This window comes from Micromonospora sp. bgisy143 (assembly GCF_057708145.1).
Genome location: NZ_JBYIRN010000044.1, coordinates 1 through 26,984 on the forward strand (window position 1 = coordinate 1; position 26,984 = coordinate 26,984).

The window sequence follows — 26,984 nt, forward strand, 5'->3', positions numbered from 1 at the left end:
CCCCCCCCCCCGCCCGGTGTCGATGTGTCAGTTGGCGTGCTTGCGGCGGGCGGCGGCCCGGCCACGCTGCTGCTGGTCGAGCACCACCTTGCGGATGCGCACCGCGGTCGGGGTGACCTCGACGCACTCGTCCTCGCGGCAGAACTCCAGCGCCTGCTCCAGCGAGAGCTTGCGCGGCGGGATCAGCTTCTCGGTCTCGTCGGAGGTCGAGGCCCGCATGTTGGTGAGCTTCTTCTCCTTGGTGATGTTGACGTCCATGTCGTCGGAGCGGGAGTTCTCCCCGACGATCATGCCCTCGTACACCTCGGTGGTCGGCTCGACGAAGAGCTGCCCGCGCTCCTGGAGGTTGATCATCGCGAAGGCGGTGACCACGCCGGACCGGTCGGCGACCAGCGAGCCGTTGTTGCGGGTACGCAGCTCGCCGAACCACGGCTCGTACGATTCGAAGACGTGGTGCAGGATGCCGGTGCCCCGGGTGTCGGTGAGGAACTCGGTGCGGAAGCCGATCAGGCCGCGCGCCGGCACCAGCCACTCCATCCGGATCCAGCCGGTGCCGTGGTTGACCAGCTGCTCCATCCGGCCCTTGCGGGTGGCGAGGAGCTGGGTGATCGCGCCCAGGTATTCCTCCGGGGCGTCGATGGTCAGCCGCTCGACCGGCTCGCAGGTCTTGCCGTCGATCTCCCGGGTGACGACCTGCGGCTTGCCGACGGTCAGCTCGTAGCTCTCCCGGCGCATCTGCTCGACCAGGATGGCCAGCGCCAGCTCGCCGCGGCCCTGCACCTCCCAGGCGTCCGGCCGCTCGGTGGGCAGCACCCGCAGCGACACGTTGCCGATCAGCTCCTTGTCGAGCCGGTCCTTCACCATCCGGGCGGTGACCTTGGAGCCCTTGACCTTGCCGACCAGCGGCGAGGTGTTGGTGCCGATGGTCATCGAGATGGCCGGCTCGTCGACGGTGATCAGCGGCAGCGCCACCGGGTTCTCCACGTCGGCCAGCGTCTCACCGATCATGATCTCCGGGATGCCGGCGACGGCGATGATGTCGCCCGGGCCGGCGGTCTCGGCCGGCTTGCGCTCCAGGCCCTCGGTCATCAGCATCTCGGAGATGCGGACCCGTTGGGTGCTGCCGTCGGTACGGCACCAGGCGACCGTCTGGCCCTTGCTGATGGTGCCCTGCCGGACCCGGCACAGCGCCAGCCGGCCCAGGAACGGCGACGCGTCGAGGTTGGTGACGTGCGCCTGCAGCGGTGCGTCGTCCTCGTACGCGGGGGCCGGGATGGTGTCCAGCAGGGTGCGGAACAGCGGCTCCAGGGAGTCGCTGTCGTCGGGCACCGAGCCGTCGGCCGGCTGGGTCAGCGAGGCGATGCCGTCGCGGGCGCAGGCGTAGACGATCGGGAAGTCGATCTGCTCCTCGTCGGCGTCCAGGTCGAGGAAGAGCTCGTAGGTGTCGTCCACGACCTCCTTGATCCGGGCGTCCGGACGGTCCACCTTGTTGATCACCAGGATGATCGGCATCCGGGCGCGCAGCGCCTTGCGCAGCACGAAGCGGGTCTGCGGGAGCGGGCCCTCGCTGGCGTCGACGAGCAGCACCACGCCGTCGACCATGGTCAGGCCGCGCTCGACCTCGCCGCCGAAGTCGGCGTGGCCGGGGGTGTCGATGATGTTGATGGTGACCGGGTCCGAACCATCGGCGGGCAGGTACCGCACGCCGGTGTTCTTGGCCAGGATCGTGATGCCCTTCTCCCGCTCCAGGTCACCGGAGTCCATCACCCGCTCGGTCGTCTCGCCTCGTGCGCCGTACGCGCCGGCCTGCCGCAACATGGCGTCGACCAGGGTGGTCTTGCCGTGGTCGACGTGAGCGATGATGGCGACGTTGCGGAGGTCGGTGCGAAGCTGCATACCCTCTATCCTTCCGCCTGCGCTCGCGCAGGCTGCGTCGGGGTCACCCCCAGGTGCCCCTGATCTATGGTGAAACTGCTGTGCCGGTGGTTCCCCCGGCTGGCATGCTGGCTCCCGTGTCCCGGGGGCCTGAGTGCACGACCTGCTGACCTGGGTGCAGGGTCTGCCCACCCTGTGGATCTACCTGGTCGCCGCGCTGATCGTGGCGGGCGAGACCGCGGTGATCTTCGGTTTGCTGGTGCCGGGTGAGGCTACCCTGCTGCTCGTCGGCTTCCTCACCTACAACGGTACCTTGCGGCTCGGGCCGGCGTTGCTCGCGATGATCGTTGCGGCGTTGGCCGGTGACGCGCTGGCGTTCCGCGCCGGCCGACGCTACGGCCCCCGGCTGCGCGCCGGGCTCGGTCACCGGGTCGGCCCCGAGCGGTGGAGCAGGGCCGACGCGATGCTCGCCCGCCTGGGTGGCCGGGGCGTCCTCGCCGCGCGGTGGGTGGCCTTCGCCCGCACCCTGGTGCCCCGGCTGGCCGGTGCGGCCGGGATGCCGTACCGGCGGTTCGCCGGGTGGAACCTGGCCGGGGCGGCGACCTGGGTGGGCGGCTCGATCCTGCTCGGTCACCTCGCCGGTGAGTCGTACGACACTGTCTCCCGGGTGCTCGGTCGGGCCACCGGCGCGGCACTGGCGTTACTGGCGGGGCTGCTGGGGGTGGTGCTCGCCGGCCGGTGGCTCGGCCGCAACCCCGACCCGGTGCGGGCGCTGCTGTCCCGGGCCGCCGCGCTGCCGCCGGTGCGCTGGCTCAGCGCCCGGTACGGGGTGCTGTTCTTCCTGGTGGCCATGCGGATCGGACCGGCCTGGACGCTGCTGCTCAACCTGGCCGCCGGGCTGCTGCTGCTCTTCGCCGCCGGGCTGGCCATCGCCGGCCTGCTGGCCGTGGGGGTGCGCAACAGCGGACTGGCGGCGCTGGACGGAGCGATCGACGCCTGGTTCACCGCCCGCCGTACCCCGGACGCCGCCGACGCCACCCTGGCCGTGGTGTCGCTGGTACGGGGGTGGGTGCTGATCGTGCTGGTGGCGATGGTGGCCGCGGTGCTGGCGTGGCGTCGCCGTCCGTTGCGCACCGACCTGCTGAGCGTGCTGGGCACGGTCGGCGCGTTCGTGCCGTTGGTGGTGCTGGCCGTGGTGGCCGAGTTGGCCGGTACACCCGGCGGCCCGGCCGGGCACGAGGCAGGACCGTTCCCGACCCAGAACGCCGTGGTCGCCGCGAGCCTCTGCACCCTGGCCTGGTTGGTGTCGCGCGGCACGCGCTGGCCGGTGGCGGTGGCGGCGTGGACGGTCGCCGCCGCCGGTGTGCTGGGGGTCGGCGTCGCCCGGCTCTACCTGAGCCTGGACACGGCGAGCGGTACGGCGGCGGCGGTGCTGCTCGGGGTGCTGTGGACGGTGGTGTTCATGGTCGCCTGGGCCACCCGGGACCGCGCGGTCGGCGGGCGGGGGCAGCCGGCCGACCCGGTCCGGCCGGCGCAGGGGCACCGCCGGCCCGTCGAACCTTGCTAATCTGCGGCGACTGTTCGACGGGGGAGGATCACCATGCGTCAACGAGCCGGACGGGTGGGCGCGCTGGTGCTCGCCGGTCTCCTGTTCGCCGGCGGCACGGTCGGTTGCGCCGGCAAAGGTGAACGCCCGCAGGACCAGGCCGCCGCCCCCGTCGCGGCCACCGAGGCGCCGAGCGACGAGCCGGTCGACGAACCGTCCGCCGAGGCGAGCCCTTCGCCGAGCGGGGTGGCCGCGATGGGCGCCGCCCCGAGTCGCAGCGCGTCGGCCTCCCCGACGCCGTCGAAGAAGCCGACCCGTACGGCTCCGCCCACGAAGCCGCGCGTGGTCGCCAAGGCGCCCACCGAGACGAAGGTCCCGCCGGCGCCGCCGAAGCCCGCCCCCTCCTCCTGCAAGCCCAGCTACAAGGGCACCCAGGCGAGCCGCGCCGACGTGAAGGCGGCACTGACCGACGCCGCCGCCCGCACCTACTGGCCCAGTTCGGCACCCGATCTCAAGATCCCGCTCAACCTGGTCAAGGCCACCGCCTGGCAGGAGAGTGGCTGGCAGTCCAACATCTACGCCTGCGACGGCGGCGTCGGGCTGATGCAGGTGATGCCGGGCACCGCGACCTGGATGAACCAGCGCTTCGACCAGAGCTACGACATCGCCGACTACCGGGACAACGCCTACCTGGGGGCCAACTACCTGGCCTGGCTGACCAAGTACATCGGCGACATGTACTTCGAGTCCGACTTCCGGCTCGATCCGGCCCTGTGCACCGCCGAACTGGACTCCTGCCTGCTCAACGCGGTCATCTCCGCGTACAACTTCGGGCACGGCGCGGTGGCGCGGGAAGGCGAGCCCCTGGCCATCCCGAACCCGTCGTACGTGCGCAACGTGCGGGCGCTGATGACCGAGTGCGTCTGCCTGGGGTACTGAGCACCGAAAAAGGGGCGGGTCGGCCCCGCCCCTTTCCGTCGGCGGTCAGTCCCGGGCGGCCACCGGCTCGGGCGTCGCCGGAGCGTCGGCGTCCGTGTCCGGGTGCGCGTCGACCCGGCCCGGCCACCAGAAGCGGTCGCCGAGCAGAAACGCCAGCGCCGGCACCAGGACCGTGCGGACCAGCAGGGTGTCCAGCAGTACGCCGATGCAGACGATGATGCCGATCTGCGTCAGCGTGATCAGCGGCAGCACGCCGAGGACGGCGAACACCGCGGCCAGTAGCACCCCGGCGCTGGTGATGACACCGCCGGTGACCCGCAGCGCGGAGAGCATGCCGTCCCGGGTGCCGGCGCTGCGGGCGTCCTCGCGGGCCCGGGTGACCAGGAAGATGTTGTAGTCCACGCCGAGCGCCACCAGGAACACGAAGGCGAGCAGCAGCACGCCGCTGTCCAGCGCCGGGAAGTCCAGCACGTGGTCGAAGAGGAGCCACGCCGCGCCGAGGCTGGCGAAGAAGGACGCGATCACGGTGAGCACCAGCAGCACCGGCGCGACCAGGCCCCGCAGCAGCAGCACCAGCACCGCGCCGACCAGCAGCAGGATGATCGGCAGGATCAGCCGCAGGTCCCGGTCGTTGGCCTCGTCGGAGTCGTACGTCGCGGCCACCGAGCCGCCCACGATCGCGCCGGCGGGCGGTTCGGCGCCGGCGACGGCCGGGGGAGCGGAGTCGGGAACGGCGGCGACCGCGTCGCGCAGCGCCTCGATGGTGCGGTCCGAGGCGGGGGTGCCGGGCTCGGCGTCCAGCACCACGTCGACCTGGGCGACGGCCTGACCGGCGTCGCCCGGCCGCGCCGAGGCGACGCCGGGCACGGCGCCGGCGGCGTCGGTGACCGCCCGTACCGCCGCCGGGGTGGTGAGCACGGCCACCGGCTGGGTGCTGCCGGCGGGGAACGCCCGGGCCAGGGTCTGCGCGCCGGTCACCGCCTCCGGCGCGGCCCGGAACTGCTCGGTCTCGGACAGCCCGGTGCGGATGCCGAGCCCACCGAGGGCCAGACCGCCGAGCAGCACGGTGGACAGCACCGCGACCACCACCGGTCGGCGTCGCACCACCTCGCCGAGCCGGCCCCAGAGCCGGCCCTCGCGGGCCGGGCCACCGACCCGGGGTACGAACGGCCAGAACAGACCGCGACCGAAGAGCACCAGCACGGCGGGGAGCACGAACAGCGCCGACAGCATGGCGAAGACCACACCGGTGGCGCAGGCCACGGCGAGCGCCCGGTTCGTCTCCTGCTCGCTGAGCAGCAGGGTGAGCACCCCGAGCACGACGGTGCCGCCGCTGGCCAGGATGGGCTCGGCGGTCCGGCGCAGCGCCGCCCGCATGGCGGCGAAGCGGTCCTGGTCGCGCCGCAACTCCTCCCGGTAGCGGGCGATGAGCAGCAGGGCGTAGTCGGTGGCGGCGCCGAACACCAGCACGCTGGCGATGCCGGTGACCTGGCCCTGCTGGAGGTTGATGCCGACGGCCGGCACGATGGTGTCCACCGCGCGCAGGGTGAGTTGTTCGGTCGCGGCGACCACGATCAGCGGCACGATCCACAGGAACGGGCTGCGGTAGGTGATCAGCAGCAGCACCGCGACCACGGCGGCGGTCACCGCGAGCAGGGTGACGTCGGCGCCCTCGAAGACCGACGACAGGTCGGCGGTGAGGGCGGGCGCGCCGGTGACCTCGGCGGTCAGCGGGTCGGGCAGGTCCGCCAGCGCCTCGCGCAGGTCGGCCACCGTCCCGGTCACCTCCTCCTGACCGCCGGAGGTGTCCAGCGGGACGGCGACGAGCGCGACCGTGCCGTCCGGGGAGACCTGCGCCGGGCTCACCCGACCGCCGACCGCGAACCGGCCCAGGTCGCCGGATCGGGCGGCGAGAGCGGCCCGGTCGGCCTCGCTCAGTGCCCCGCCGTCCGGGCGGCTGACGACCACGATGGCGGGTTGGACGTCGCTGGTGGGCAACTGGTCCTGGAGGCGTTGCACCTGGGTCGACTGCCAGGCGGCGTCCAGGCCGGTCGCGGAGACCGGCGCCGGATTGTCCGGCCGGGGGACACCGAAGACGACCGCGGCGAGGACGAGCGCGGCGGCGACGGTGAGCCACGCGGCCAGCCGACCCCGCGCGACCCTGGTGAAGACGGACATCGCTGACCCCTAGGTCTTTCGAAAGCCGAGTATCTTGATGGCCGAGATTATCGGCGGCTGTTCTATGCTGCAACCCGGGGGACCGACGACGGGGAGAAACGGCGCGAGGTGGCGACTCACGGCATGTACCGGCGGCGCGACACGCGCCGCGAGCAGCTGGTCGCGGAGATCACCAACAACCTTCGGCGGTACGCGGTGGACGCCCAGCAGGTGGGTCACGCCTTCGCCAACCTGCACGGCCTCAACCCGACCGACCTGAACGCGCTGATCGCCGTCATGGACGCCGAACTCTTCGGTGATCCGATCACCCCCGGCCGCCTCGGTGAGCAGCTCAACCTGTCGTCCGGCTCGGTCACCGCGCTGATCGACCGCCTGGAACGCGCCGGGCACATCCGCCGCGACCGGGACACCGCCGACCGGCGCAAGGTGCTGCTGCACTACGCCGACCAGGGCGCCGCCCTGGCGATGGAGTTCTTCCGGCCGCTGGGCGTCCGCACCGACACCGTGATGGACCGCTTCGACGAGGACGAGCTGGAGGTGGTGCACCGGTTCCTGGCGGAGATGAGCGGGTCCATCCGCGCGCACCGCGACGCGGTCCGGGCGGCCCGGCCCGAGCCGCCCCGCCGGGCGACGGACTGACCGTGCCCGGCCGGCTCGTCGCCCGCCTCGCCGCCGCCGCGCTGCGGCTGCCCGTGATCCGTCCCGGCCCGGTACGGGTCACCCGCGACATCCCGGTCCGGACCCGGGACGGGGTGGTGCTGCGCACCGACCACTACGCCCCGAGCGGCCCCTGCGCGCCGACCGTGCTCATCCGCACCCCGTACGGGCGGGGTGGTCCGTTGCGGCTGCTCGGCCGGTTGCTCGCCGCCCGGGGCCGGCACGCCGTGATCCAGTCCTGCCGGGGCACCGGCGGCTCCGGCGGCACGTTCGCCCCCCTCGTCCACGAGCGCGCCGACGGGATCGACACCCTCGACTGGCTGCGCCGCCAGCCCTGGTGGTCCGGGGCGCTCGGCATGTTCGGGGTCAGCTACCAGGGCTTCGCCCAGTGGGCGCTGGCCGCCGACGCCGGCGAGCAGCTTCGCGCGATGGTTGCCGTGGTGACCGCCTCGGCCACCCGGGACTCGACGTACGCGGGGGAGTCGTTCGCCCTCGACACCGTGCTGACCTGGGCCGAGCTGCTGCACGCCCAGACCGTGCCGTGGCTGGCCCGGCAGCGGGAGCTGAAGCGGGGACAGCCCCGGCTGGCCGCGGCCCTCGACCACCTGCCGCTGACCGGAGCGGACCGGGTGGCCACCGGCGTCACCATCCCGTTCTTCCAGGAGTGGCTGCGCCACCACACCCCGCAGGCGGCGTACTGGCGCGAGCGCGTCTTCGCCGACCGGGTGGCCCGCGTGCGCGCGCCGGTGGTCATGGTGACCGGTTGGCACGACATCTTCCTGCCCGCGCAGCTCGACGACCACGCCACCCTGCACGCCGCCGGCGCTCGGCCGCGCCTGGTGATCGGGCCCTGGACGCACGGCAGCCCCGGGCTGTTCGCGGCCGCGCTGCGCGAGGGGTTGACCTGGTTCGACGTACACCTGGACGGGCCGTCGGACGACGGACGTCCGCCCACCGCGGCCCCCGTGCGGCTCCACCTGGGCGGGCCCGGCGGCGGGTGGCGCGACCTGCCGGACTGGCCCCCGCCGGCCACCGACACCCCCTGGCACCTGCACCCGGGCGGCGAGCTGGCGGTCCGCCCGCCGACGCCCTCGACGCCGGACCGGTTCCGGTACGACCCGACCGATCCCACCCCGTCGCTCGGCGGCCCGTTGCTGGTCGCCAAGCGCGCCGGTCGGGTGGACAACCGGCAGGTGGAGGCCCGCTCCGACGTGTTGACCTACACCAGCGCGCCGCTCGTCGCGCCGGTCGAGGTGATCGGCCCGGTACGCGCCGAGCTGTACGTCCGCAGCGAGCTGCCACACCTGGACGTCTTCGTCCGGCTGTGCGATGTGGACCGGCGTGGTCGGTCGTGGAACGTCTGCGACGGGCTGGTCCGGGTGACACCCGAACGGTTCCCCGCCGACCCGACCGGGGTGGTGCGGGTCCCGGTGGCGCTCTGGCCGACCGCGTTCCGGTTCGCCACCGGGCACCGGCTGCGGGTGCAGATCGCCGGTGGCGCCCATCCCCGCTGGGCACGCAGCCCCGGCACCGGGGAACCCCTCGGTACGGCGGTGACGCTGCGTGCCGGTTGGCGGCAGGTTCTCCATGACCCGGCACACCCCTCGATGCTGGTGTTGCCGATCGTCCACACTGCCCCGGCTTTGCCTCCAATCTGAACGGACCGCCTCTGAGCTGGGCATTCATCGGAAATGCGGGCTATGGTGGGGTCAACGCCCGGCGCCGTGCACCACCAGACCGGGCTCGCTCAAAGCCCGACACCGCGTACGCGGTGTGACGTCGTGCCCGGTCCCCGCCCCACCTGAGAGGGGGACCCCATGACCCGGGCCCCAGAGAATTTGTTGGCCCTTCGACGCCTGCTCCTCGACCACCTCGACAACGCCCCCGGCCCGGACGACCTGGATCCGGCGGAGGTCGGCATCGTCGGCGACCCGGCCCACCGGGGTGGCTATCACTGCGGCTCGGACCGGGTGGTCACGAACGACTACTCGGTGGTCGAGTCACCCCGGGACCGGGCCGGACTGACCCTGGACGCGGCGGCCATCGACGTCGGCGAGTTCGACGTCCGCTCCGGTGGCGGTCGGCACACCCTGGCCAGCTTCTCGGTGTGGTGTGTGGCCCAGTGCGCCGCGAACGCGGCCGACACCCGGGACATCCGCGAGATCATCTACAGCCCCGACGGTACGACCGTGAAGCGGTGGGACCGGCTCGGCAAGCGCACCAGCGGCGACAGCTCGCACCGCTGGCACACCCACTTCAGCTTCTTCCGCGACGCCATCAAGGCGGGCCGCGACCAGCGGCCCCTGTTCCGTCGCTACCTCAGCTCCATCGGACTTTTGGAGGACGTCGACATGACCCCCGAAGAGCACAACTGGCTGGCCACCGTCCACAAGAACCTGACCGTGCTGGACGGCCGCAACCCGATCGGACAGATCTACACCCGGATCGCGGAGGGTCGGGACGACACCGGCGCCCCGGTCACCGGCAACTGGAACCTGCAGTCGATGACGAAGCAGCTCACCGACCTGCAGAACGCGCTCAACGCGCTGGCCGGCAAGGACGTCACCGACGAGACGGCCATCATCCAGGGCGTGCTGGCCGGACTGACGCCGGAGAAGATCGCCGCCGCCATTCCACCCACCATCGCCAAGCAGGTCGCCGACGAACTGGCCCGCCGGCTCGTCGCCTGAGCGGGGGGCGGCCCGTCCCCACCGGGCCGCCTCCTCCCGCTCGTCGCTCCGCAACAGTCATTGAGCAACAAGGGTTGCGCAATAACTCTTGCGAATGTCATGCTGCCGGCATGGAGAAGCCCGACGTACGCCAGGTCACCGACTCCCGGGTCCTCGCGGCCATGGCCCACCCGCTGCGCCGCCGACTCATGGACGTGTTCAAGGTGCACGGACCGTCGACCGTCGGCATGCTCGCCGAACGCACCGACCAGGCGCCGGCGAACGTCAGCCACCACCTCAAGGTGCTGGCCGCCGCCGACCTGGTCACCGAAGCCCCCGAGCTGGCCCGCGACCGCCGCGAACGCTGGTGGCGACTGGTCACCCGGGGGGTCCGCTGGTCCTCGACCGACTTCGACACCGATCCCGCCGACCGCGCCGTCGCCGACGCCGCCACCTCGCTCAACCTGGACCGGCACGTCGCGCTGGCCCGCGCCTGGCACGCCGCCGAGGAGACGGCGCAGGCCGTCTGGGGCGACGCGCCGTTCTCCTCCGACCGGTGGCTGCACCTCACACCCGCGGAACTGGACGAGCTGGGCGCCGAGATCAACGCTCTGCTGGCCCGCTGGGAGGACCGCACGCCGGCCGACGACAGCGCCGAGCGCCAACCGGTGTTCGTGTTCGTCCACGGCGTACCGGCCCGGCCATGACGGCGGCCACCCGCACCGATCCCGCCCCGGTCCGGCCGGCCGGTGGGCTGCTGCGCCACCGCGACTTCCGCCTGCTCTGGGCCGCCCAGACGGTCAGCAGCATCGGCAGCGACGTCACCACCGTCGCGCTGCCCCTGGTGGCGGTGGCCGTGCTCGACGCCAGCACCTTCCAGGTGGCGGTCCTCACCGCCGCGGCCTGGCTGCCCTGGTTGCTGATCGGCCTGCCGGCCGGCGCCTGGGTGGACCGGCTGCCGCGCCGGCCGCTCATGGTGGTCTGCGACCTCTTCTGCGCGGTCGCCTTCCTCAGCGTGCCGGTGGCCGCCCTGCTGGACCGCCTCACCGTCGCGCAACTGCTGCTGGTGGCCCTCGGCGCGGGCGTGGCGCGGGTCTTCTTCGAAACCGCCGACCAGGTCTACCTGCCGGTGCTGCTGCGACCCGAGCAACTACCCGACGGCAACGCGAAGCTCCAGGCCACCAAGACGGTGAGCTACGTCGTCGGACCCGGCATCGCCGGTCTGATCGCCCAACTCGTCGGCGCGGTCGCCGCGCTGCTGCTGGACGCCCTGACGTTCCTGCTCTCGGCGACCCTGCTGTCGCGCATCCGCGCCAGCGAGCCGCGTCCCGACCGGGCCAACCGGTCCCGGTCACTGCGCCGGGACATGGCCGAGGGGCTGCGCTTCGTCATGCGCGACCCGTACCTGCGGGTCCTGACGCTGATGGGCGCGGCCAGCAACATCGGTCTGACCGGCTACCAGGCGGTCCTGGTCGTCTTCCTGATCCGCGAACTACGGCTTGCGCCGGGCCTGGTCGGCGTGCTCGTCGGGGTGATGAGCATCGGGGGCATCATCGGCGCGTTGCTGGCCACCGCCCTCGCCCGACGCTGTGGCAGCGCCCGCGCCCTGCTCATCGGGGCGGCGCTCACCGGCCCGCCCGCCCTGCTCATCCCGTTGGCCGCGCCCGGCGTCGGGCTCGTCTGGCCGGCGCTCGGCGGCGTGCTGATCGGCCTCGGGGTGGCCATCGGCAACGTGGTCAAGGGCGCGTTCCGGCAGACGTACACGCCGCACCACCTGCTCGGGCGCGTGACGGTGAGCATGCAGCTGCTCAACTACGGCACGATCCCGCTGGCCGCCGTGTTGGCCGGGACGCTCGGCGCGCGGTACGGCGTCGGCACGGCGATCACCGTGATGACGGCGTGGCTGGCGCTCACGCCGTTGATCCTGCTGATCGGGCCGCTCCGGCGGCGGCGGGACCTGCCCGCCGCCCCGGCAGCGTCGTGAGTGCACTGGGACGGCGGCCGGGAACCGACCGCCGTCACCGGCACGGAGCTACATCGGGCGGACGTTGTCCGCCTGCGGGCCCTTCTGCCCCTGGGTCACCTCGAACTCGACCTTCTGGCCCTCGTTGAGCTCCCGGTAACCGCTCGTCGCGATGGCGGAGTAGTGGACGAACACGTCCGGCCCTCCGCCATCCTGCTCGATGAAGCCGAAGCCCTTTTCCGAGTTGAACCACTTAACCGTGCCGGTTGCCATGCATCTCTCCCTGTTCAAAGCGGCGGACCACCGGCCTCGAGGCCGATGGTCGCCCGTACCTGTTCGACAGTAACGGGCGAAACCCCGATCTGCCGGCCGAAGTGCCGTAGGTGTTTGCTCGAACTCAGATGAACACTGCGCGTCGCGCGCGCGCCAAAGCCGCCCCGACCACCCCGTCGTGCGGCATGCTTGCGCCGATGAGGGGTGCCGCAGCCGTCGCGCTGTCCGAGCTGGAGCGCGAAATCGACGCGCCCGGTTCCGGCCTGGACCGGCTCCGGCTGGTGCCCACCCCGTTCGTCCCGGAAGTGCGGCTGCACCTCGCCGAGGACGCGATCGTCTGGTGGGCCCGGATGGAGGCGCTCGCCGGGCACGCCCTCGCGCCGCCGTACTGGGCCTCCGCCTGGGCCGGCGGCCAGGCGCTCGCCCGGCACCTGCTGGACCACCCGGAGCTGGCCGCGGGGCGTCGCGTCCTCGACCTCGCCGCCGGGTCGGGACTGGTGGGCATCGCCGCCGCGCTGGCCGGCGCCGCCGACGTCGTGGCCAACGACATCGACCCGTACGCCGTGGCGGCCGTCACGGTCAACGCCCGCGCCAACCGGGTCACCGTCGACACCAGCGGCGACGACCTGCTCGACCGGGACGGACCCGACGCGGACCTGGTGGTCGCCGGCGACGTGTTCTACAGCCGCCCGATGGCCGCCAGGATGCTGCCGTTCCTGCGCCGGGCCGTCGCCGCCGGCGCCGAGGTGCTGGTCGGCGACCCCGGGCGGGGGCACCTGCCCGCCGACGGGTTGCTGGTGCTGGCCGACTACCCGGTGCCTACCACCGAGCCGTCGGTGGACCCGTCGCCCCGCCGGGTACGGGTGCTGCGACCGGCGTGACCCGGCCGGCCCTCTCAGGGGTGACCCCGAGGTGGACACCAGGGGGCGGTAAGGGCTGCGACCGGATGTCCGCGGTGGTCCGGCGGCCATAGCGTACGAGGCATGACGCATTGGCTGGCCCAGGTCGGAGAGCTGCCCATCCTGGTGCTGATGGGCGTACTCGGGCTGGTGATGCTCTTCGACGCCGTACCGCTGCTGGGCGTGCTCGTCCCCGGTGACGTGGCGATCCTGGCGGCGGTCGGGGTGGGCCGCCCGGCCACCGGGCTGGCCACCTTCGCCGCGGTGCTCGTCGGGTGCCTGGCCGGCTGGTCGTTGAGCTTCCTGATCGGCCGCCGGTACGCCGACTCCCTGCGCCGCAGCCGCATCGGAGGCTGGATCGGCGAGTCCCGGTGGAGCGCGGCCGAGGGGATCCTCCACCGTGGCGGCGGGCGGATGGTGATGGTCGCGCCGTTCCTACCGGTGTTCAACGCCCTGCTGCCGCTCGCCGCCGGCGGGCTGCGGATGTCGTACCGGCGGTTCCTCGGCTGTGCGGCCCTCGGCGCGGCCGCCTGGGCCGGTCTCTACCTGGCGCTGGGCACCGCGTCCCGGTCGCTGGCCGCGCTGCTGCCGGGTGCGCCCAGTCCGCTGCTGGTGACCATGGGGGTGGGGTTGGTGCTGGCGTCCGTCGTGTTGCTGGGGGCGCGGCGGCGGCTGACCGCTCTTCTTGACTGAGTGGTTGCGGTGGGGGGCGGGGGCCTGCCGTGCCCGGCTCCGGGCGGTCAGGCTTGATCCCTGCGCCGGGCACGGCAGGCCCCCGCCCCCTTCGTGGTTCCGGTCCGCCGGTTTGTCGCGGTCCGGCGACGGGTTGTTGACCTTCGGTGGTTCTCGGTCAGCGTTGGGTCAGCGGGTTGGTCTCCCTTGCCCGGTGGTCGCGCCCGTGGGGTGGGGGTGGGGGTGGGTTACCAGCCTCGGGTTCGCCACTGGGGGAGGGACGGGCGCTCGGCGCCCAGGGTGCTGTCCTTGCCGTGGCCCGGGTAGAACCAGGTGTCGTCCGGCAGTTGGTCGAACAGCTTGTGCTCGACGTCGTCGATCAACGCGGCGAAGCGCTGCGGGTCCTTGTCCGTGTTCCCTACGCCACCGGGGAAGAGACTGTCGCCGGTGAAGAGGTGGGCGGTGCCGGCCGGGTCGCGGTAGAGCAGCGCGATCGACCCGGGGGTGTGCCCCTTGATGTGGATGACCTCCAGCGCGCAGTCACCCACCGCGACGGTGTCGCCCTCGGCCAGGTGTTCCGCCTCGATCGGCAGCCCGGACGCGTCGTCGGCGTGCACCAGGGCACGCGCGCCGGTCTTGGCGACCACCTCCTCCAGCGCCACCCAGTGGTCCATGTGCTGGTGGGTGGTGACCACGGCGGTCAGGCCGCCGTCACCGATCAGCTCCAGCAGCCGGGGCGCCTCGTTGGCGGCGTCGATCAACACCTGGTCGCCGGTGCCGGAGCACCGCAGCAGGTAGGCGTTGTTGTCCATCGGGCCGACCGACAGCTTGCTGATCGTGAGCCCGGACAACTCCCGTACCGCCGGCGGGCCGCCGTGGGTGACATCTCCGCTGTAGGTCATGACGTGTCGACATCCATTCCGGGTGGAGGAGGTGCTCGGCGGCCGTGCGGTGGACGCACGCCACGCCGATCGGGCGGCGCGGCCGGGCGCACCCGTCGACCCTAGCGGGCGCGCGTTGCGCCGTCGTCACGGAAATCGCTTTCGGCGCGTCGCGCCGCGCCCTACCGTCGGCGTCACATGCGGCACTCGGACGTCGGACGGAGGTGGTGTTCATGCCGGACGTGGCACGCATGTTCCGCCATCACCCGCTCGACACCGATGAGGATGCCATGACGATCGATCTGACCGCCCTCGGCTGGGACGCCGACCGGGCGTCGTACGCCGCCCGACGTGGCGAGCGCCACCCGGGCCGGGTGGCCCGGGTGGACCGGGGGGTCTGCACGGTGCTCACCGCCGACGGCCCGGTCCGTGCCAGCCTCGGCCCGTCCGTGCTGGCCGCCGCCGCCCAGGACCCCTCCGCGCTGCCCTGCGCGGGGGACTGGGTTCTGCTCACGCACTGGCCGGACCGCCGGGTCACGGTGCGGGCCGTGCTGCCCCGGCGGGCCGCGCTGGTCCGCCGTACCGCCGGCAAGGACGCCAGCGGCCAGGTGCTGGCCGCGAACCTCGACGCGGCCGCCGTGGTGGAGCCGGTGCACCCGGAGCCGGACGTCGGCCGCATCGAGCGGCTGCTGTCCCTGGTCCACGAGTCCGGGGCCCGGCCGCTCGTGGTGCTGACGAAGTCCGACCTCGCGGCCGACCCGGCCGCGCTGGCCCGTCAACTCGCCGCGGTCGCACCGGGCGTGCCGGTGCTGCCGGTCAGCGCCGAACGCGGCACCGGGTTGGCACCGCTGCGCGCCGAGGTCGCGCCGGGTCGCACGCTGGGACTGCTCGGGCCGTCCGGCGCGGGCAAGTCGAGCCTGGTCAACGCGCTCGCCGGCGCGGTGATGATGCCGACCCAGGCGATCCGCCGGGTCGACGGCAAGGGCCGGCACACCACCACCTGGCGGGCGCTGGTGCCGATCCCCGGCGGCGGCGCGGTGATCGACACGCCGGGCGTCCGCGCGGTCGGTCTGCTCGACGGCGTGGCCGGGTTGGACCGGGCGTTCGCCGACATCGCGGGGCTGGCCGAGGGCTGCCGGTACGCCGACTGCCGGCACGACGGCGAGCCGGCCTGCGCGGTCCGCGACGCGCTGCGTGCCGGCGAGTTGTCCGCCCGTCGCTGGGAGAGTTGGCGGCGGTTGCAGGGCGAGGTGGCGCACGAGAGTCGGCGGCGCGAGGCGCGACTGGCCGCCGAGCGACGCGGCGGCTGGCGCTCGGCGCGGCGTCGGGCGGCCCGCCCGCCGTCGCCCGGTGGCTACTGACCGGGCCGACCGGTGGGCGGCGGGTCCGGGTGCGCACGGCCGGCCTCCTGACCTCGCCGGCGCGGCCCGCCCCGACGAGCGCGAGCGGCCACCGGCGGCGCGGCCGACCGTGCTGAGCTGGGGGAATGTGCGGGCGGGGGAAACTGTCGTACCTCGGGGCTAGAGTTGCCGAGGCGTGTTTTCCGCGCCCGCACGACCGCTCAGAACGAGCAGAAACCGCTCGTAACCAACACAGAGCGGGACAGACCCTCCGCTTCACCTTCACCCGGGAGTACACGTACCGTGGCCGACCGACTCATCATCCGTGGCGCGCGCGAGCACAACCTGCGTGACGTCAGTCTCGACCTGCCCCGGGACGCTCTCATCGTGTTCACCGGGCTGTCCGGGTCGGGCAAGTCGAGCCTGGCCTTCGACACGATCTTCGCCGAGGGTCAGCGGCGGTACGTGGAGTCGCTGTCGTCGTACGCCCGGCAGTTCCTCGGGCAGATGGACAAGCCCGACGTCGACTTCATCGAAGGGCTGAGCCCGGCCGTCTCGATCGACCAGAAGTCCACCTCGCGTAACCCGCGCTCGACCGTCGGCACCATCACCGAGGTCTACGACTACCTGCGGCTGCTCTTCGCCCGCATCGGCGAGCCGCACTGCCCGGTCTGCGGCGAGCGGATCTCCCGGCAGAGCCCGCAGCAGATCGTCGACCGGGTCCTGGCGATGGCCGAGGGCACGAAGTTCATGGTGCTCGCGCCGGTCATCCGGGGCCGCAAGGGCGAGTACGTCGACCTCTTCGCCGAGTTGCAGGCCAAGGGGTACGCCCGGGCCCGCGTCGACGGCGTGGTTCATCCGCTGACCGAGCCGCCGAAGCTCAAGAAGCAGGAGAAGCACACCATCGAGGTGGTGATCGACCGGCTCACCGTCAAGCCGAGCGCCAAGCAGCGGCTGACCGACTCGGTCGAGGCCGCGCTCGGCCTGTCCAACGGCTTGGTGCTGCTCGACTTCGTCGACCTGCCGGAGGACGACCCGGACCGGGAGCGCCGCTACTCCGAGCACCTGGCCTGCCCCAACGACCACCCGCTCGCCATCGAGGACCTCGAGCCCCGGGTGTTCTCCTTCAACGCCCCGTACGGCGCCTGCCCGGAGTGCACCGGCCTGGGCACCAAGAAGGAGGTCGACCCGGAGCTGCTGGTACCGGACCCGGAGCGCAGCCTGCGCGAGGGCGCCATCCAGCCCTGGTCCACCGGGCACAACCTGGAATACTTCCTGCGCCTGCTGGAAGCCCTCGGCGAGTCGCAGCACTTCGACGTCGACACCCCGTGGCGGGCGTTGCCGGCGCGGGCGCAGAAGACGATCCTGCACGGCTCCGACGACCAGGTGCACGTGCGCTACCGCAACAAGTACGGCCGCGAGCGCTCCTACTACACCGGCTTCGAGGGTGTGGTGCAGTGGATCGAGCGCCGGCACTCCGACACCGAGTCCGAGTGGTCCCGCGACAAGTACGAGGGCTACATGCGCGACGTGCCGTGCGCGGCGTGCGGGGGCGCCCGGCTCAAGCCCGAGGTGCTCGCCGTCACCCTGGCCGGCAAGAGCATCGCCGAGGTCTGCAACCTGTCCGTGGGGGAGTGCGCCGACCTGCTCGCCGGCATCGAGCTGACCGACCGGCAGAAGATGATCGCCGAGCGGGTGCTCAAGGAGATCAACGCCCGGCTGCGCTTCCTGCTCGACGTCGGCCTGGACTACCTCTCGCTGGACCGGCCGGCCGGCACGCTCTCCGGCGGTGAGGCGCAACGCATCCGGCTCGCCACCCAGATCGGCTCGGGCCTGGTCGGCGTGCTCTACGTGCTCGACGAGCCGTCGATCGGGCTGCACCAGCGCGACAACCACCGGCTCATCGAGACGCTGATCCGGCTGCGCGGGCTGGGCAACACCCTGATCGTGGTGGAGCACGACGAGGACACCATCCGGGTCGCCGACTGGATCGTCGACATCGGCCCGGGCGCGGGCGAGCACGGCGGCAAGATCGTGCACAGCGGCTCGGTGCCTGCGCTGCTGAAGAACAAGGAGTCGATCACCGGGGCGTACCTGTCCGGGAAGCGGTCGATCCCGACCCCCGCGAAGCGTCGCCCGCAGACCAGGGACCGCGAGTTGGTGGTGCACGGCGCGCGCGAGCACAACCTGCGCAACCTGACCGTCTCGTTCCCGCTGGGTCAGCTCATCGCGGTCACCGGCGTCAGCGGCTCGGGCAAGTCGACGCTTGTCAACGACATCCTGTACGCGGTGCTGGCCAACCAGATCAACGGCGCCCGGCTGGTGCCCGGTCGGCACACCCGGGTCTCCGGGCTGGAGCACGTGGACAAGGTCGTCGGCGTGGACCAGTCGCCGATCGGCCGTACGCCCCGCTCCAACCCGGCCACCTACACCGGTGTCTGGGACCACGTCCGCAAGCTCTTCGCCGAGACCACCGAGGCCAAGGTCCGGGGGTACGGGCCGGGCCGGTTCTCGTTCAACGTCAAGGGCGGCCGCTGCGAGGCGTGCTCCGGCGACGGCACCATCAAGATCGAGATGAACTTCCTGCCCGACGTGTACGTCCCCTGCGAGGTCTGCAAGGGCGCCCGGTACAACCGGGAGACCCTGGAGGTGCACTACAAGGGCAAGACCGTCTCGGACGTACTGGAGATGCCGATCGAGGAGGCCGCCGAGTTCTTCTCCGCCATCCCGGCCATCCACCGGCACCTCAAGACCCTGGTCGACGTCGGTCTGGGCTACGTCCGCCTCGGTCAGCCCGCGCCGACCCTCTCCGGCGGTGAGGCGCAGCGGGTCAAGCTCGCGTCCGAGCTGCAGAAGCGCTCCACCGGCCGCACGGTGTACGTGCTCGACGAGCCGACCACCGGTCTGCACTTCGAGGACATCCGCAAGCTGCTGATGGTGCTCGAGGGCCTGGTCGACAAGGGCAACACGGTGATCACGATCGAGCACAACCTCGACGTGATCAAGACCGCCGACTGGCTCATCGACATGGGCCCCGAGGGTGGCCACCGGGGCGGCACCGTGCTCGCCACCGGCACCCCGGAGGAGGTCGCCGAGGTGGCCGAGAGCCACACCGGCCAGTTCCTGCGCGGAGTGCTCAAGCTCGACGGCGAGGCCAAGGGCGCGGCGGCGGCCACCACCCGGGCCGCCAAGGCCAACGGCGCGACCAAGGCGCGGACGACCCGCAAGGTGCCGGCCGGCGCGCGCTGACCGCTACGCAAATTCTCTCGGGGCGGGTCGGGCGACGACCCGCCCCGCCCCTTTTGCCGGGGTCGCACGGATGCCGGCGTGAACTATCCGGCAGAGTTGCGCGTGGAAGGAAGTGTGGCCGGCTTTCGGACCGGCGCGCTGGGCGAGAGAGAGGCGAGGCATGAGCGACGATCAGGCGCTGACCGGACCGGGTACGCAGACCCGTCGTACCCTGCTCACCGGCGTCGGGGCGGTCGGCGCGGCCGTCGTCCTGGCGGCGTGCGGCAGTGACGACGGCAGCGGCAGCGACTCACCCACCAGCGGTGGCCCCGCCGTGCCCAGCACCGGCGACGCCGGTGGCGGCGACCGGCAGAACGCCCAGTCGCTGGCCACCACCGCCGACGTCCCGGTCGGCGGCGGCAAGATCCTCGCCGCCGAGGGCGTGGTGATCACCCAGCCCACGGCCGGTCAGTTCAAGGGCTTCAGCCCGATCTGTACGCACCAGAACTGCCCCGTGTCGAACGTCGACGGCGGCACCATCAACTGCACCTGCCACGGCAGCAAGTTCTCGATCGAGGACGGGTCGGTGAAGGCCGGTCCGGCCACCAAGCCGCTGCCGCCGAAGGAGATCAAGGTCACCGGCGACCAGATCTCCCTGGCCTGACGGCTGGGCTGCTGGCCGGCTGGGCCGCGCGCCCGCCCGGCCCTTGATCAACTCGCGTTTCCGGAAGTCGGGGTGTCTGCGGCTCTCCGACACCCCGGCTTCCGGGAAGCCGGGGTGGATCACGCGCCTGCGGTGGGGTGTCGGGGGCGCGGACTAGGCTTGGTGGCGTGGCTGACCCCTCGACCTACCGTCCCGCACCCGGCACCATCCCGGAGTCACCGGGGGTCTACCGCTTCCGCGACGGCACCGGCCGGGTGATCTACGTCGGCAAGGCGAAAAACCTGCGCAGCCGGCTCAACTCCTACTTCGGCGACGTCTGGAACCTGCACGAGCGCACCCGGCAGATGGTCACCACCGCCGAGTCGGTGGACTGGATCACCGTCGGCACCGAGGTCGAGGCGCTCCAGCAGGAGTTCACCTGGATCAAGCAGTACGACCCCCGGTTCAACGTCCGCTACCGCGACGACAAGTCGTACCCCTATCTGGCCGTCACCCTCGACGAGGAGTACCCGCGACTCCAGGTGATGCGCGGCGCGAAACGCAAGGGCGTGCGCTACTTCGGGCCGTACTCGCACGCCTGGGCCATCCGGGAGACCCTCGACCTGCTGCTGCGGGTGTTCCCCGCACGGACCTGCTCGGCCGGCGTGTTCAAGCGGGCCGGTCAGGTCGGCCGCCCCTGCCTGCTGGGCTACATCGGCAAGTGCTCGGCCCCGTGCGTCGGCACCGTCTCGGCCGACGAGCACCGCGCCATCGTCGACGGGTTCTGCGACTTCATGGCCGGAAAGACCGACACCATGGTCCGCAAGATCGAACGCGAGATGACCGAGGCCAGCGAGGCGTTGGAGTTCGAGCGGGCCGCCCGGCTGCGCGACGACGTGGCCGCCCTGCGCCGGGCCATGGAGAAGCAGACAGTCGTACTCGGCGACGGCACCGACGCCGACGTGGTGGCGTTCGCCGACGACCCGCTCGAAGCGGCCGTACAGGTCTTCCACGTCCGCGACGGCCGGGTCCGTGGCCAGCGCGGTTGGGTGGTGGAGAAGACCGAGGACCTGACCACCGGCGACCTGGTCCACCACTTCTGCACCCAGGTGTACGGCGGCGAGCACGGCGAAGCGGACGTACCCCGGGAGTTGCTGGTGCCCGAGCTGCCGGCGGACGCCGACGCGCTGGCCGACTGGCTCACCAGCCACCGGGGCAGCCGGGTGTCGTTGCGTGTGCCGCAGCGCGGCGACAAGCGCACCCTCCTGGAGACGGTCGAGCGCAACGCCAAGGACGCGCTGGCCCGTCACAAACTCAAGCGCTCCGGCGACCTGACCACGCGCGGCAAGGCGCTCGACGAGATCAGCGAGGCGCTGGGCATGCGTACCTCGCCGCTGCGCATCGAGTGCTTCGACATCTCCCAGATCCAGGGCACCGACGTGGTGGCCAGCATGGTGGTCTTCGAGGACGGCCTGCCCCGCAAGAGCGAGTACCGGCGGTTCATCGTCCGGGGCGCCACCGACGACCTGTCCGCGATGTCCGAGGTGCTGCGCCGCCGCTTCGCCCGCTACCTCGACGCGCGCGCCGAGACCGGCGAGGTGGGTGTGGAGTCGGCCGACGATCCGGCCACCCCGGTCGACCCCGTCGACCCGCAGGTCGGCGTCCTGATCGACCCGACCACCGGCCGGCCCCGGAAGTTCGCGTACCCGCCGCAGCTGGTGGTCGTCGACGGCGGCGCCCCGCAGGTCGCGGCCGCCGCGCAGGCCCTCGCCGACCTGGGCATCGACGACGTCGCGCTGTGCGGCCTCGCCAAGCGGCTGGAGGAGGTCTGGCTCCCCGACGACGAGTTCCCGGTCATCCTGCCGCGTACCTCCGAAGGCCTCTACCTGCTGCAACGCGTCCGCGACGAGGCGCACCGCTTCGCCATCACGTTCCACCGCCAGCGTCGCTCCAAGCGGATGACCGAGTCGGCGCTCGACAACGTCCCCGGCCTGGGCGAGGTACGCCGCAAGGCGCTGCTCCGGCACTTCGGCTCCCTCAAGCGGCTCTCCTCGGCGACGGTCGACGAGATCACCGAGGTGCCCGGGGTCGGTCGTCGTACCGCCGAGGCGATCCTGACAGCCCTGGACCCGGGCTCACGAGCCGACGACAGCACCCAGCCGACCTCCGACGCGGCCGGCCCACCGGACGCGGAGGCGACCTCCGACGCGGGGGCGACTTCTGCCGCTGGGTCAGCGGTCGAGGGGTTGCCCTCGCCATGATCGACTCGACTTCGCCGATATCGGGCTAACAACCGGGCTGGGATAGCGCGATATCGCCGAAGTCGTGTGGATCACGGGACGCACCCCCATGATCACGCTCGATCCTGGTTGTAGTGGCCTCGACCGCGCGGCGAGGGCCCCTGTTTCCTGGTTCGAGCACGATCTTGCCCGTATGCGCCGTTTCGGATGTTCGCCGAGGCGGACGCCCCGATCGGTAGGCAGCACTTTCGGCGATGTTGCTGCCTCACGACCGACTGAGGCAGCAACATGCCCGAAGTTGTGCAGATCATGGGCCAGCCCATAAAGGCGATGCCTGTCATGTGCGGACGTTTTGTCCCCTGTATGTGGCTTTGGCGCAGCATCCCTCGATCTGATCGTCTCCAGGTCGTCGATGGGCATCCCTGCGCGGAGATGCCCCCACCATGTCGGCGAAGCCGGGACGATCACCCGCCCGAAGCGCGCCGGGCAGTGGTGCGCTGCGAGGTTTGTCCTGTTCAGGGGCGTGGTGTGCTGTGGCCGGTGTCATCGTGGAGGCGGAATCGCGGGCCGGGCCGGGTCGTTACACCTGCCATGGCGCCGCGACCCTCGGGCTGGCAGCGCAGGGCAGCGGCCGGGAACACCCGTCTGGCCGGCGTCGTTACACCCCCCCGCACGGCCGAGCACCACCGGCCGTCCCCGGTCCCCCGGCGGGAATGACCCGCCAGTGCGGACCGTTGCACCACCCCCGCGCAGACCCCTCTTGTCGGGTCGCCGGAGCAGATCCCCCTCACGAACTTTCCCGCCCGGCACACCCCCCTGTGCCGCGCGCGTATCCCCCGAATGAAGCAGAGGAGCACGCCATCATGCGTACCGATCTGATTCGTAAGACCGCCCTGACCGCCGCTGGTCTCGCGTTCACCGGTGGCGCCATCGCCGGACCGGTGACCGCCGCGTACGCCATGGCCGACGCCAAGCCCACCACCCAGACCCAGACCGACCGCAAGGGTCACGGCGAGCGGGAGCTCGGCGTGCGGTACGAGGCGCAGCCGAACTTCTACTACTGCGGTCCCGCCGCGGCCCGGAACGCCCTGAGCGTGCAGGGCAAGGACATCAGCGTCGACGCCATGGCCAAGGAGATGGGCACCACCGAAGCCGGCACCAACAGCATCAACGACATCACCCCCGTGCTGAACAAGGAGACCGGCAAGAACGACGCCTACCACAGCGTCGAGATCAGCACCCCCGACGCCGACGCCAAGCAGACCGACACCCTGCGCGCCGACATCGTCCGCACCGTGGATGACGGTCGGGCCGTGGTCGCCAACATCGCCGGCACCAGCGTCGACACCGACGGCAACACCCACTCGTTCGAGGGCGGGCACTACATCAGCGTCACCGGCTACCGCGACAACGGCAACGTCGTCACGATCGCCGACTCCGCCGACCCGAGCACCGCCGCCTACCAGATCACCGTCGAGCACCTCGCCGACTGGATCGCCACCCGCGGCTACGCCACCAGCTAAGAACCAACCGACAAGGGCCGGACCCCACCACGGGGTCCGGCCCTTGTCGCATGCCCGGGGGTCATTCGGCGAGGACGGCCAGGATCTGCTCGCCGTACTTGGCGAGCTTGTTCTCGCCGACCCCGCTGACGCGGGACAGTTCGGCCAGCGAGGCCGGCCCGTCGCTCGCGATCTGGCGCAGCGTGGCGTCGTGGAAGATGACGTACGCGGGAACACCCTGCTCCTTGGCGGTGGCCGCCCGCCAGGCGCGCAGCCGCTCGAAGACGGGCGCGGCGGCCGGGGTCAGCTCGGCCACGACGGTGGACGAGCCGCGCGGCTTCGACGAGCGGCTCGACGCCGGCTTCTCCGGCTCGCGGCGCATCGTCACGGTACGGCGGCGGCCCAGCACGTCGGCGCTCGCCTCGGTCAGGGCGAGCGTGCCGTAGTCGCCCTCGACGGCGAGCAGCCCTTCGGCGAGGAGTTGCCGGACCACGCCCCGCCACTCGGCCTCGCTCAACTCGGTGCCGATACCGAAGACGGTCAGCGTGTCGTGGCCGTACTGGCTGATTTTGTCGGTCTGCTTGCCGAGCAGGATGTCGACGCAGTGCCCGGCGCCGAACCGCTGGTTGCGCTCGCGGTCGAGGCGGAACACGGTGGACAGCAGCTTCTGGGCGGCGACCGTGCCGTCCCAGGACTCCGGCGGGTTGAGGCAGGTGTCGCAGTTGCCGCAGGCCGAGGTGGCGGTCTCGCCGAAGTATTCGAGCAACTGCACCCGCCGGCACCGGACCGTCTCGCAGAGCGCGAGCATGGCGTCCAGGTGCGCGGCGAGGTTCCGGCGGTGGGCGAGGTCGCCGTCCGACGTCTCGATCATCTTGCGCTGCTGCACCACGTCCTGGAGGCCGTACGCCAGCCAGGCGGTGGACGGCAGCCCGTCACGACCGGCGCGACCGGTCTCCTGGTAGTAGCCCTCGACCGACTTGGGCAGGTCGAGGTGGGCCACGAAGCGTACGTCCGGCTTGTCGATGCCCATGCCGAAGGCGATGGTGGCCACCATGACGAGGCCGTCCTCGCGCAGGAAGCGTTGCTGGTTGGCGGCGCGGGTCGCCGCGTCGAGGCCGGCGTGGTAAGGCAGTGCGGCGATGCCGTTGGCGGTCAGGAACTCGGCGGTCTTGTCGACCGAGTTGCGGGACAGGCAGTAGACGATGCCCGCGTCGCCGGGATGCTCGTCGCGCAGCAGGGCGAGGAGTTGCTTGCGCGGCTCGCGCTTGGGCACGATCCGGTACTGGATGTTGGGCCGGTCGAAGCTGGCCACGAAGTGCCGCGCGTCGTCGAGGCCCAGCCGGGTGGCGATCTCGCGGCGGGTGGCGCTGGTCGCGGTGGCGGTCAACGCGATCCGGGGGACCTGCGGCCACCGCTCGTGCAGCATCGACAGGGCCAGGTAGTCGGGCCGGAAGTCGTGCCCCCACTGGGACACGCAGTGCGCCTCGTCGATCGCGAACAGGGCGATGCGTCCCCGGTCCAGCAGGGCGAGGGTGGACCGGACGCCGAGCGCCTCCGGCGCCAGGTAGAGCAGGTCCAACTCGCCGGCGACGAAGGCCGCCTCGACCCGGCGGCGGGCGTCGAGGGTCTGTGTCGAGTTGAGGAAGCCGGCGCGTACGCCGACCGCGGTGAGTGCGTCCACCTGGTCCTGCATGAGCGCGATCAGCGGCGACACGACGACCGCGACGCCGTCGCGCACCAGGGCCGGGATCTGGTAGCACAGCGATTTGCCGCCACCGGTGGGCATCAGCACCAGCGCGTCGCCGCCGGCCACGACATGGTCGATGACCTGCTGCTGGAAGCCGCGGAAGGCGTCGTAGCCGAACACCCGGCGCAGCGCCCCCAGCGCGTCGTCGGTGCGCAGGTCGGTCGGGGAAGCCATCCGCGGAGTCTACGAGTTGTCCCCGACAGCACCGCCCGCGCGGCGGCCGGCGCGCCCGCCGCGCCGTGCCAGTCACTGGCCCGACGGGCCGTCCCCGTCGCCCCAGCAGAGCCCTCCGATGCCGGCCGCGCTGTGGAAGCCGGGGTGTCCGGTGACGTCCATACAGACTTCGTTGTCGGGGCCGCTCCGGCCGCAGAACACCGGCTCGACGTGCTGCCAGGCGTCGGCCCGGGACAGCAGCGCGGCCCCGGCGGCCACCTCGGGGCGCAGCGTCGTCAACCCCTCCGTGTAGACCACGGCCTGGTCGCGGGCCTCCATCAGGTCGGTCGCCAGGTAGGACAGGTGCAGCGTCCAGCGCCGGCCCGTCGGCCGCTCGCGCTCCGTGGGACCAAGAGAGATGAGGTACGACGACAGCGCCTCCGGCTTCGCCAACGCGAACGCGATGGCGGCCCGGACCCGCTCGGACACATCGGCCCGGTCGAGCAGCGCGCTCAGGTCGTCCTGGACATCACGGGATCGCCGTGACTCCCGCTCCCCGCCAGACGATCGATTGTCCGTCACGATGCCCTGCCTCTCCGTAGCGGGTGTTCACCAAGAGACTGGACGAAGCGCGCCAGAAATGCAACGTCGTGATTTCTTTGCGTGGATGCTTGCTTGGGAGTAACTCTTGGGCAAGAATCGATCGATCACAGTGGAGGTGATGGTGGCGATGGCGCAGGTGCCCAGTCCGACGATCAGGGCCCGCCGGCTGCGGCGCGAGTTGCGCCGCCTGCGGGACCGCACCGGCCACACCGCCGAGGAGGTCGCCAAGATCCTGGGCTGGCACCGGACCAAGGTCATCCGCTTCGAACTCGGACACTCGCGGGTGATGCCCAAGGACCTGCCTCCACTGCTCGACCTCTACGACGCAGCCGAGGACGAGCGGGATTCGCTGACCGCGCTGCTCCGGCAGTCGCGCCAGAAGGGATGGTGGAGCGCTTACGGCGACGTGCTGCCGGACGACTACGTCGGCTTCGAGGCGGAGGCGACCTCGATCAGCGCGTTCGAGTGCCTGTACGTCCCCGGCCTGTTGCAGACGGAGGAGTACGTCCGCGCCATCGTCAGAGCGGGCCGCAGCACCGCCGACCAGGACGAGACCGACCGCCGGGTAGCAGCCCGACTCGGCCGCAAGGTCATGCTCTCGCGCGACGTGCCGCCCAAGCTGTGGATGGTGCTCGATGAGGCGGCTGTCCGTCGCGTCGTCGGTGGCAGGGAGGTGATGCGAGCCCAGCTCGCGCGCCTGATCGAGGCATGTGAGCTGCCTACTGTCGAGATCCAGATCCTGCCGTTCGCCGCAGGCGCGCACGCGGGGATGGGCGGCCCGTTCACTCTGCTCGACTATGCCGATCCGACCCTGGACCCCACCGTCGTCTATCTCGACAACGACTCCAGCACGCTCCTGCTCGAAGAGGAGAGGCACGTCGCCCGATATAGACTCATGTTCGATCACCTCATGGCCAAGGCGCTCGACCCTGACGAGTCGGCTGGCTTCCTGGCACGGGTGGCGGGTGACTACTGA

21 protein-coding genes are annotated in these 26,984 nt (G+C 72.0%); 15 read left to right on the forward strand and 6 right to left on the reverse strand.

Annotation, left to right across the window (positions count from 1 at the left end):
- Nucleotides 1-27: 27 nt before the first annotated feature.
- Nucleotides 28-1,896, reverse strand: coding sequence for a translational GTPase TypA (typA, locus tag AC3EN4_RS30400; RefSeq protein ID WP_421472215.1), 1,869 nt, complete (start codon nt 1,894-1,896; stop codon nt 28-30).
- A 133-nt stretch (nt 1,897-2,029) separates the two neighbouring features.
- Between typA and AC3EN4_RS30405 the strand changes: the two genes are divergently transcribed.
- Both AC3EN4_RS30405 and AC3EN4_RS30410 read left to right on the forward strand, forming a co-directional pair.
- A complete protein-coding gene (locus tag AC3EN4_RS30405; RefSeq protein ID WP_435209840.1) occupies nt 2,030-3,442 on the forward strand; it encodes a DedA family protein in 1,413 nt (470 codons plus the stop codon).
- A gap of 33 nt (nt 3,443-3,475) precedes the next feature.
- Nucleotides 3,476-4,360: a transglycosylase SLT domain-containing protein gene (locus AC3EN4_RS30410; RefSeq protein WP_435209842.1), complete on the forward strand. Its 885-nt coding sequence runs from the start codon at nt 3,476-3,478 to the stop codon at nt 4,358-4,360.
- Between the two features lie 45 nt (nt 4,361-4,405).
- On the opposite strand, the gene AC3EN4_RS30415 is transcribed toward AC3EN4_RS30410, so the two are convergent.
- A complete protein-coding gene (locus tag AC3EN4_RS30415; RefSeq protein WP_435209844.1) occupies nt 4,406-6,538 on the reverse strand; it encodes an MMPL family transporter in 2,133 nt (710 codons plus the stop codon).
- A 123-nt stretch (nt 6,539-6,661) separates the two neighbouring features.
- Between AC3EN4_RS30415 and AC3EN4_RS30420 the strand changes: the two genes are divergently transcribed.
- The 5 genes from AC3EN4_RS30420 to AC3EN4_RS30440 all read left to right on the forward strand — a co-directional run bounded on the left by AC3EN4_RS30420 (nt 6,662) and on the right by AC3EN4_RS30440 (nt 11,848).
- Nucleotides 6,662-7,177, forward strand: a complete 516-nt coding sequence (locus tag AC3EN4_RS30420) for a MarR family winged helix-turn-helix transcriptional regulator (RefSeq protein WP_422740766.1) — start codon at nt 6,662-6,664, stop codon at nt 7,175-7,177.
- Between the two features lie 2 nt (nt 7,178-7,179).
- Nucleotides 7,180-8,853: a CocE/NonD family hydrolase gene (locus AC3EN4_RS30425; RefSeq protein WP_435209846.1), complete on the forward strand. Its 1,674-nt coding sequence runs from the start codon at nt 7,180-7,182 to the stop codon at nt 8,851-8,853.
- Nucleotides 8,854-9,012: 159 nt separating this feature from the next.
- Entirely contained in the window at nt 9,013-9,885 is an 873-nt protein-coding gene (locus tag AC3EN4_RS30430) for a hypothetical protein (protein ID WP_435209848.1), read from the forward strand.
- A 110-nt stretch (nt 9,886-9,995) separates the two neighbouring features.
- Nucleotides 9,996-10,571 (forward strand): ArsR/SmtB family transcription factor, encoded by a 576-nt coding sequence (locus tag AC3EN4_RS30435; RefSeq protein ID WP_422735933.1) that lies wholly within the window; start codon nt 9,996-9,998, stop codon nt 10,569-10,571.
- The gene (locus AC3EN4_RS30440; RefSeq protein WP_435209850.1) at nt 10,568-11,848 is read left to right on the forward strand and encodes an MFS transporter; all 1,281 of its coding nucleotides are present in this window, start codon (nt 10,568-10,570) and stop codon (nt 11,846-11,848) included. Before AC3EN4_RS30435 ends, AC3EN4_RS30440 begins: the two co-directional genes overlap by 4 nt.
- Before the next feature lie 48 nt (nt 11,849-11,896).
- Here the strand turns inward: AC3EN4_RS30440 and AC3EN4_RS30445 are convergent, their stop codons facing one another.
- Nucleotides 11,897-12,100: a cold-shock protein gene (locus AC3EN4_RS30445; RefSeq protein WP_007072071.1), complete on the reverse strand. Its 204-nt coding sequence runs from the start codon at nt 12,098-12,100 to the stop codon at nt 11,897-11,899.
- Nucleotides 12,101-12,285: 185 nt separating this feature from the next.
- Here AC3EN4_RS30445 and AC3EN4_RS30450 point away from each other — a divergent pair, with 185 nt between their 5' ends.
- The gene (locus tag AC3EN4_RS30450; RefSeq protein WP_422735931.1) at nt 12,286-12,981 is read left to right on the forward strand and encodes a class I SAM-dependent methyltransferase; all 696 of its coding nucleotides are present in this window, start codon (nt 12,286-12,288) and stop codon (nt 12,979-12,981) included.
- 102 nt (nt 12,982-13,083) lie between these two features.
- Entirely contained in the window at nt 13,084-13,692 is a 609-nt protein-coding gene (locus AC3EN4_RS30455) for a DedA family protein (RefSeq protein ID WP_435209853.1), read from the forward strand.
- A 227-nt stretch (nt 13,693-13,919) separates the two neighbouring features.
- On the opposite strand, the gene AC3EN4_RS30460 is transcribed toward AC3EN4_RS30455, so the two are convergent.
- The gene (locus AC3EN4_RS30460) at nt 13,920-14,573 is read right to left on the reverse strand and encodes an MBL fold metallo-hydrolase (protein WP_435209854.1); all 654 of its coding nucleotides are present in this window, start codon (nt 14,571-14,573) and stop codon (nt 13,920-13,922) included.
- Between the two features lie 269 nt (nt 14,574-14,842).
- Here AC3EN4_RS30460 and rsgA point away from each other — a divergent pair, with 269 nt between their 5' ends.
- From rsgA to AC3EN4_RS30485, 5 genes are all read left to right on the forward strand, one after another.
- Nucleotides 14,843-15,913 carry a ribosome small subunit-dependent GTPase A gene (gene rsgA / locus AC3EN4_RS30465; protein ID WP_435209856.1) on the forward strand — a complete coding sequence of 357 codons (1,071 nt, stop codon included), beginning with the start codon at nt 14,843-14,845 and terminating at the stop codon, nt 15,911-15,913.
- Nucleotides 15,914-16,195: 282 nt separating this feature from the next.
- Nucleotides 16,196-19,141 (forward strand): excinuclease ABC subunit UvrA, encoded by a 2,946-nt coding sequence (gene uvrA, locus AC3EN4_RS30470; protein WP_435209858.1) that lies wholly within the window; start codon nt 16,196-16,198, stop codon nt 19,139-19,141.
- Nucleotides 19,142-19,301: 160 nt separating this feature from the next.
- On the forward strand, nt 19,302-19,784 hold the full coding sequence (locus tag AC3EN4_RS30475) for a Rieske (2Fe-2S) protein (RefSeq protein WP_435209860.1): 483 nt from the start codon (nt 19,302-19,304) through the stop codon (nt 19,782-19,784).
- Nucleotides 19,785-19,951: 167 nt separating this feature from the next.
- Nucleotides 19,952-22,024, forward strand: coding sequence for an excinuclease ABC subunit UvrC (gene uvrC / locus AC3EN4_RS30480; RefSeq protein WP_435209862.1), 2,073 nt, complete (start codon nt 19,952-19,954; stop codon nt 22,022-22,024).
- Between the two features lie 842 nt (nt 22,025-22,866).
- Nucleotides 22,867-23,526: a C39 family peptidase gene (locus AC3EN4_RS30485; RefSeq protein WP_435209864.1), complete on the forward strand. Its 660-nt coding sequence runs from the start codon at nt 22,867-22,869 to the stop codon at nt 23,524-23,526.
- 61 nt (nt 23,527-23,587) lie between these two features.
- On the opposite strand, the gene recQ is transcribed toward AC3EN4_RS30485, so the two are convergent.
- Together recQ and AC3EN4_RS30495 are read right to left on the reverse strand one after the other, a co-directional pair.
- Complete coding sequence (recQ, locus tag AC3EN4_RS30490) at nt 23,588-25,426, reverse strand: DNA helicase RecQ (RefSeq protein WP_435209866.1); 1,839 nt, start codon at nt 25,424-25,426, stop codon at nt 23,588-23,590.
- Between the two features lie 72 nt (nt 25,427-25,498).
- Complete coding sequence (locus AC3EN4_RS30495; protein WP_435209867.1) at nt 25,499-25,987, reverse strand: hypothetical protein; 489 nt, start codon at nt 25,985-25,987, stop codon at nt 25,499-25,501.
- Nucleotides 25,988-26,135: 148 nt separating this feature from the next.
- Here AC3EN4_RS30495 and AC3EN4_RS30500 point away from each other — a divergent pair, with 148 nt between their 5' ends.
- Nucleotides 26,136-26,984, forward strand: coding sequence for a DUF5753 domain-containing protein (locus tag AC3EN4_RS30500; RefSeq protein WP_435209880.1), 849 nt, complete (start codon nt 26,136-26,138; stop codon nt 26,982-26,984).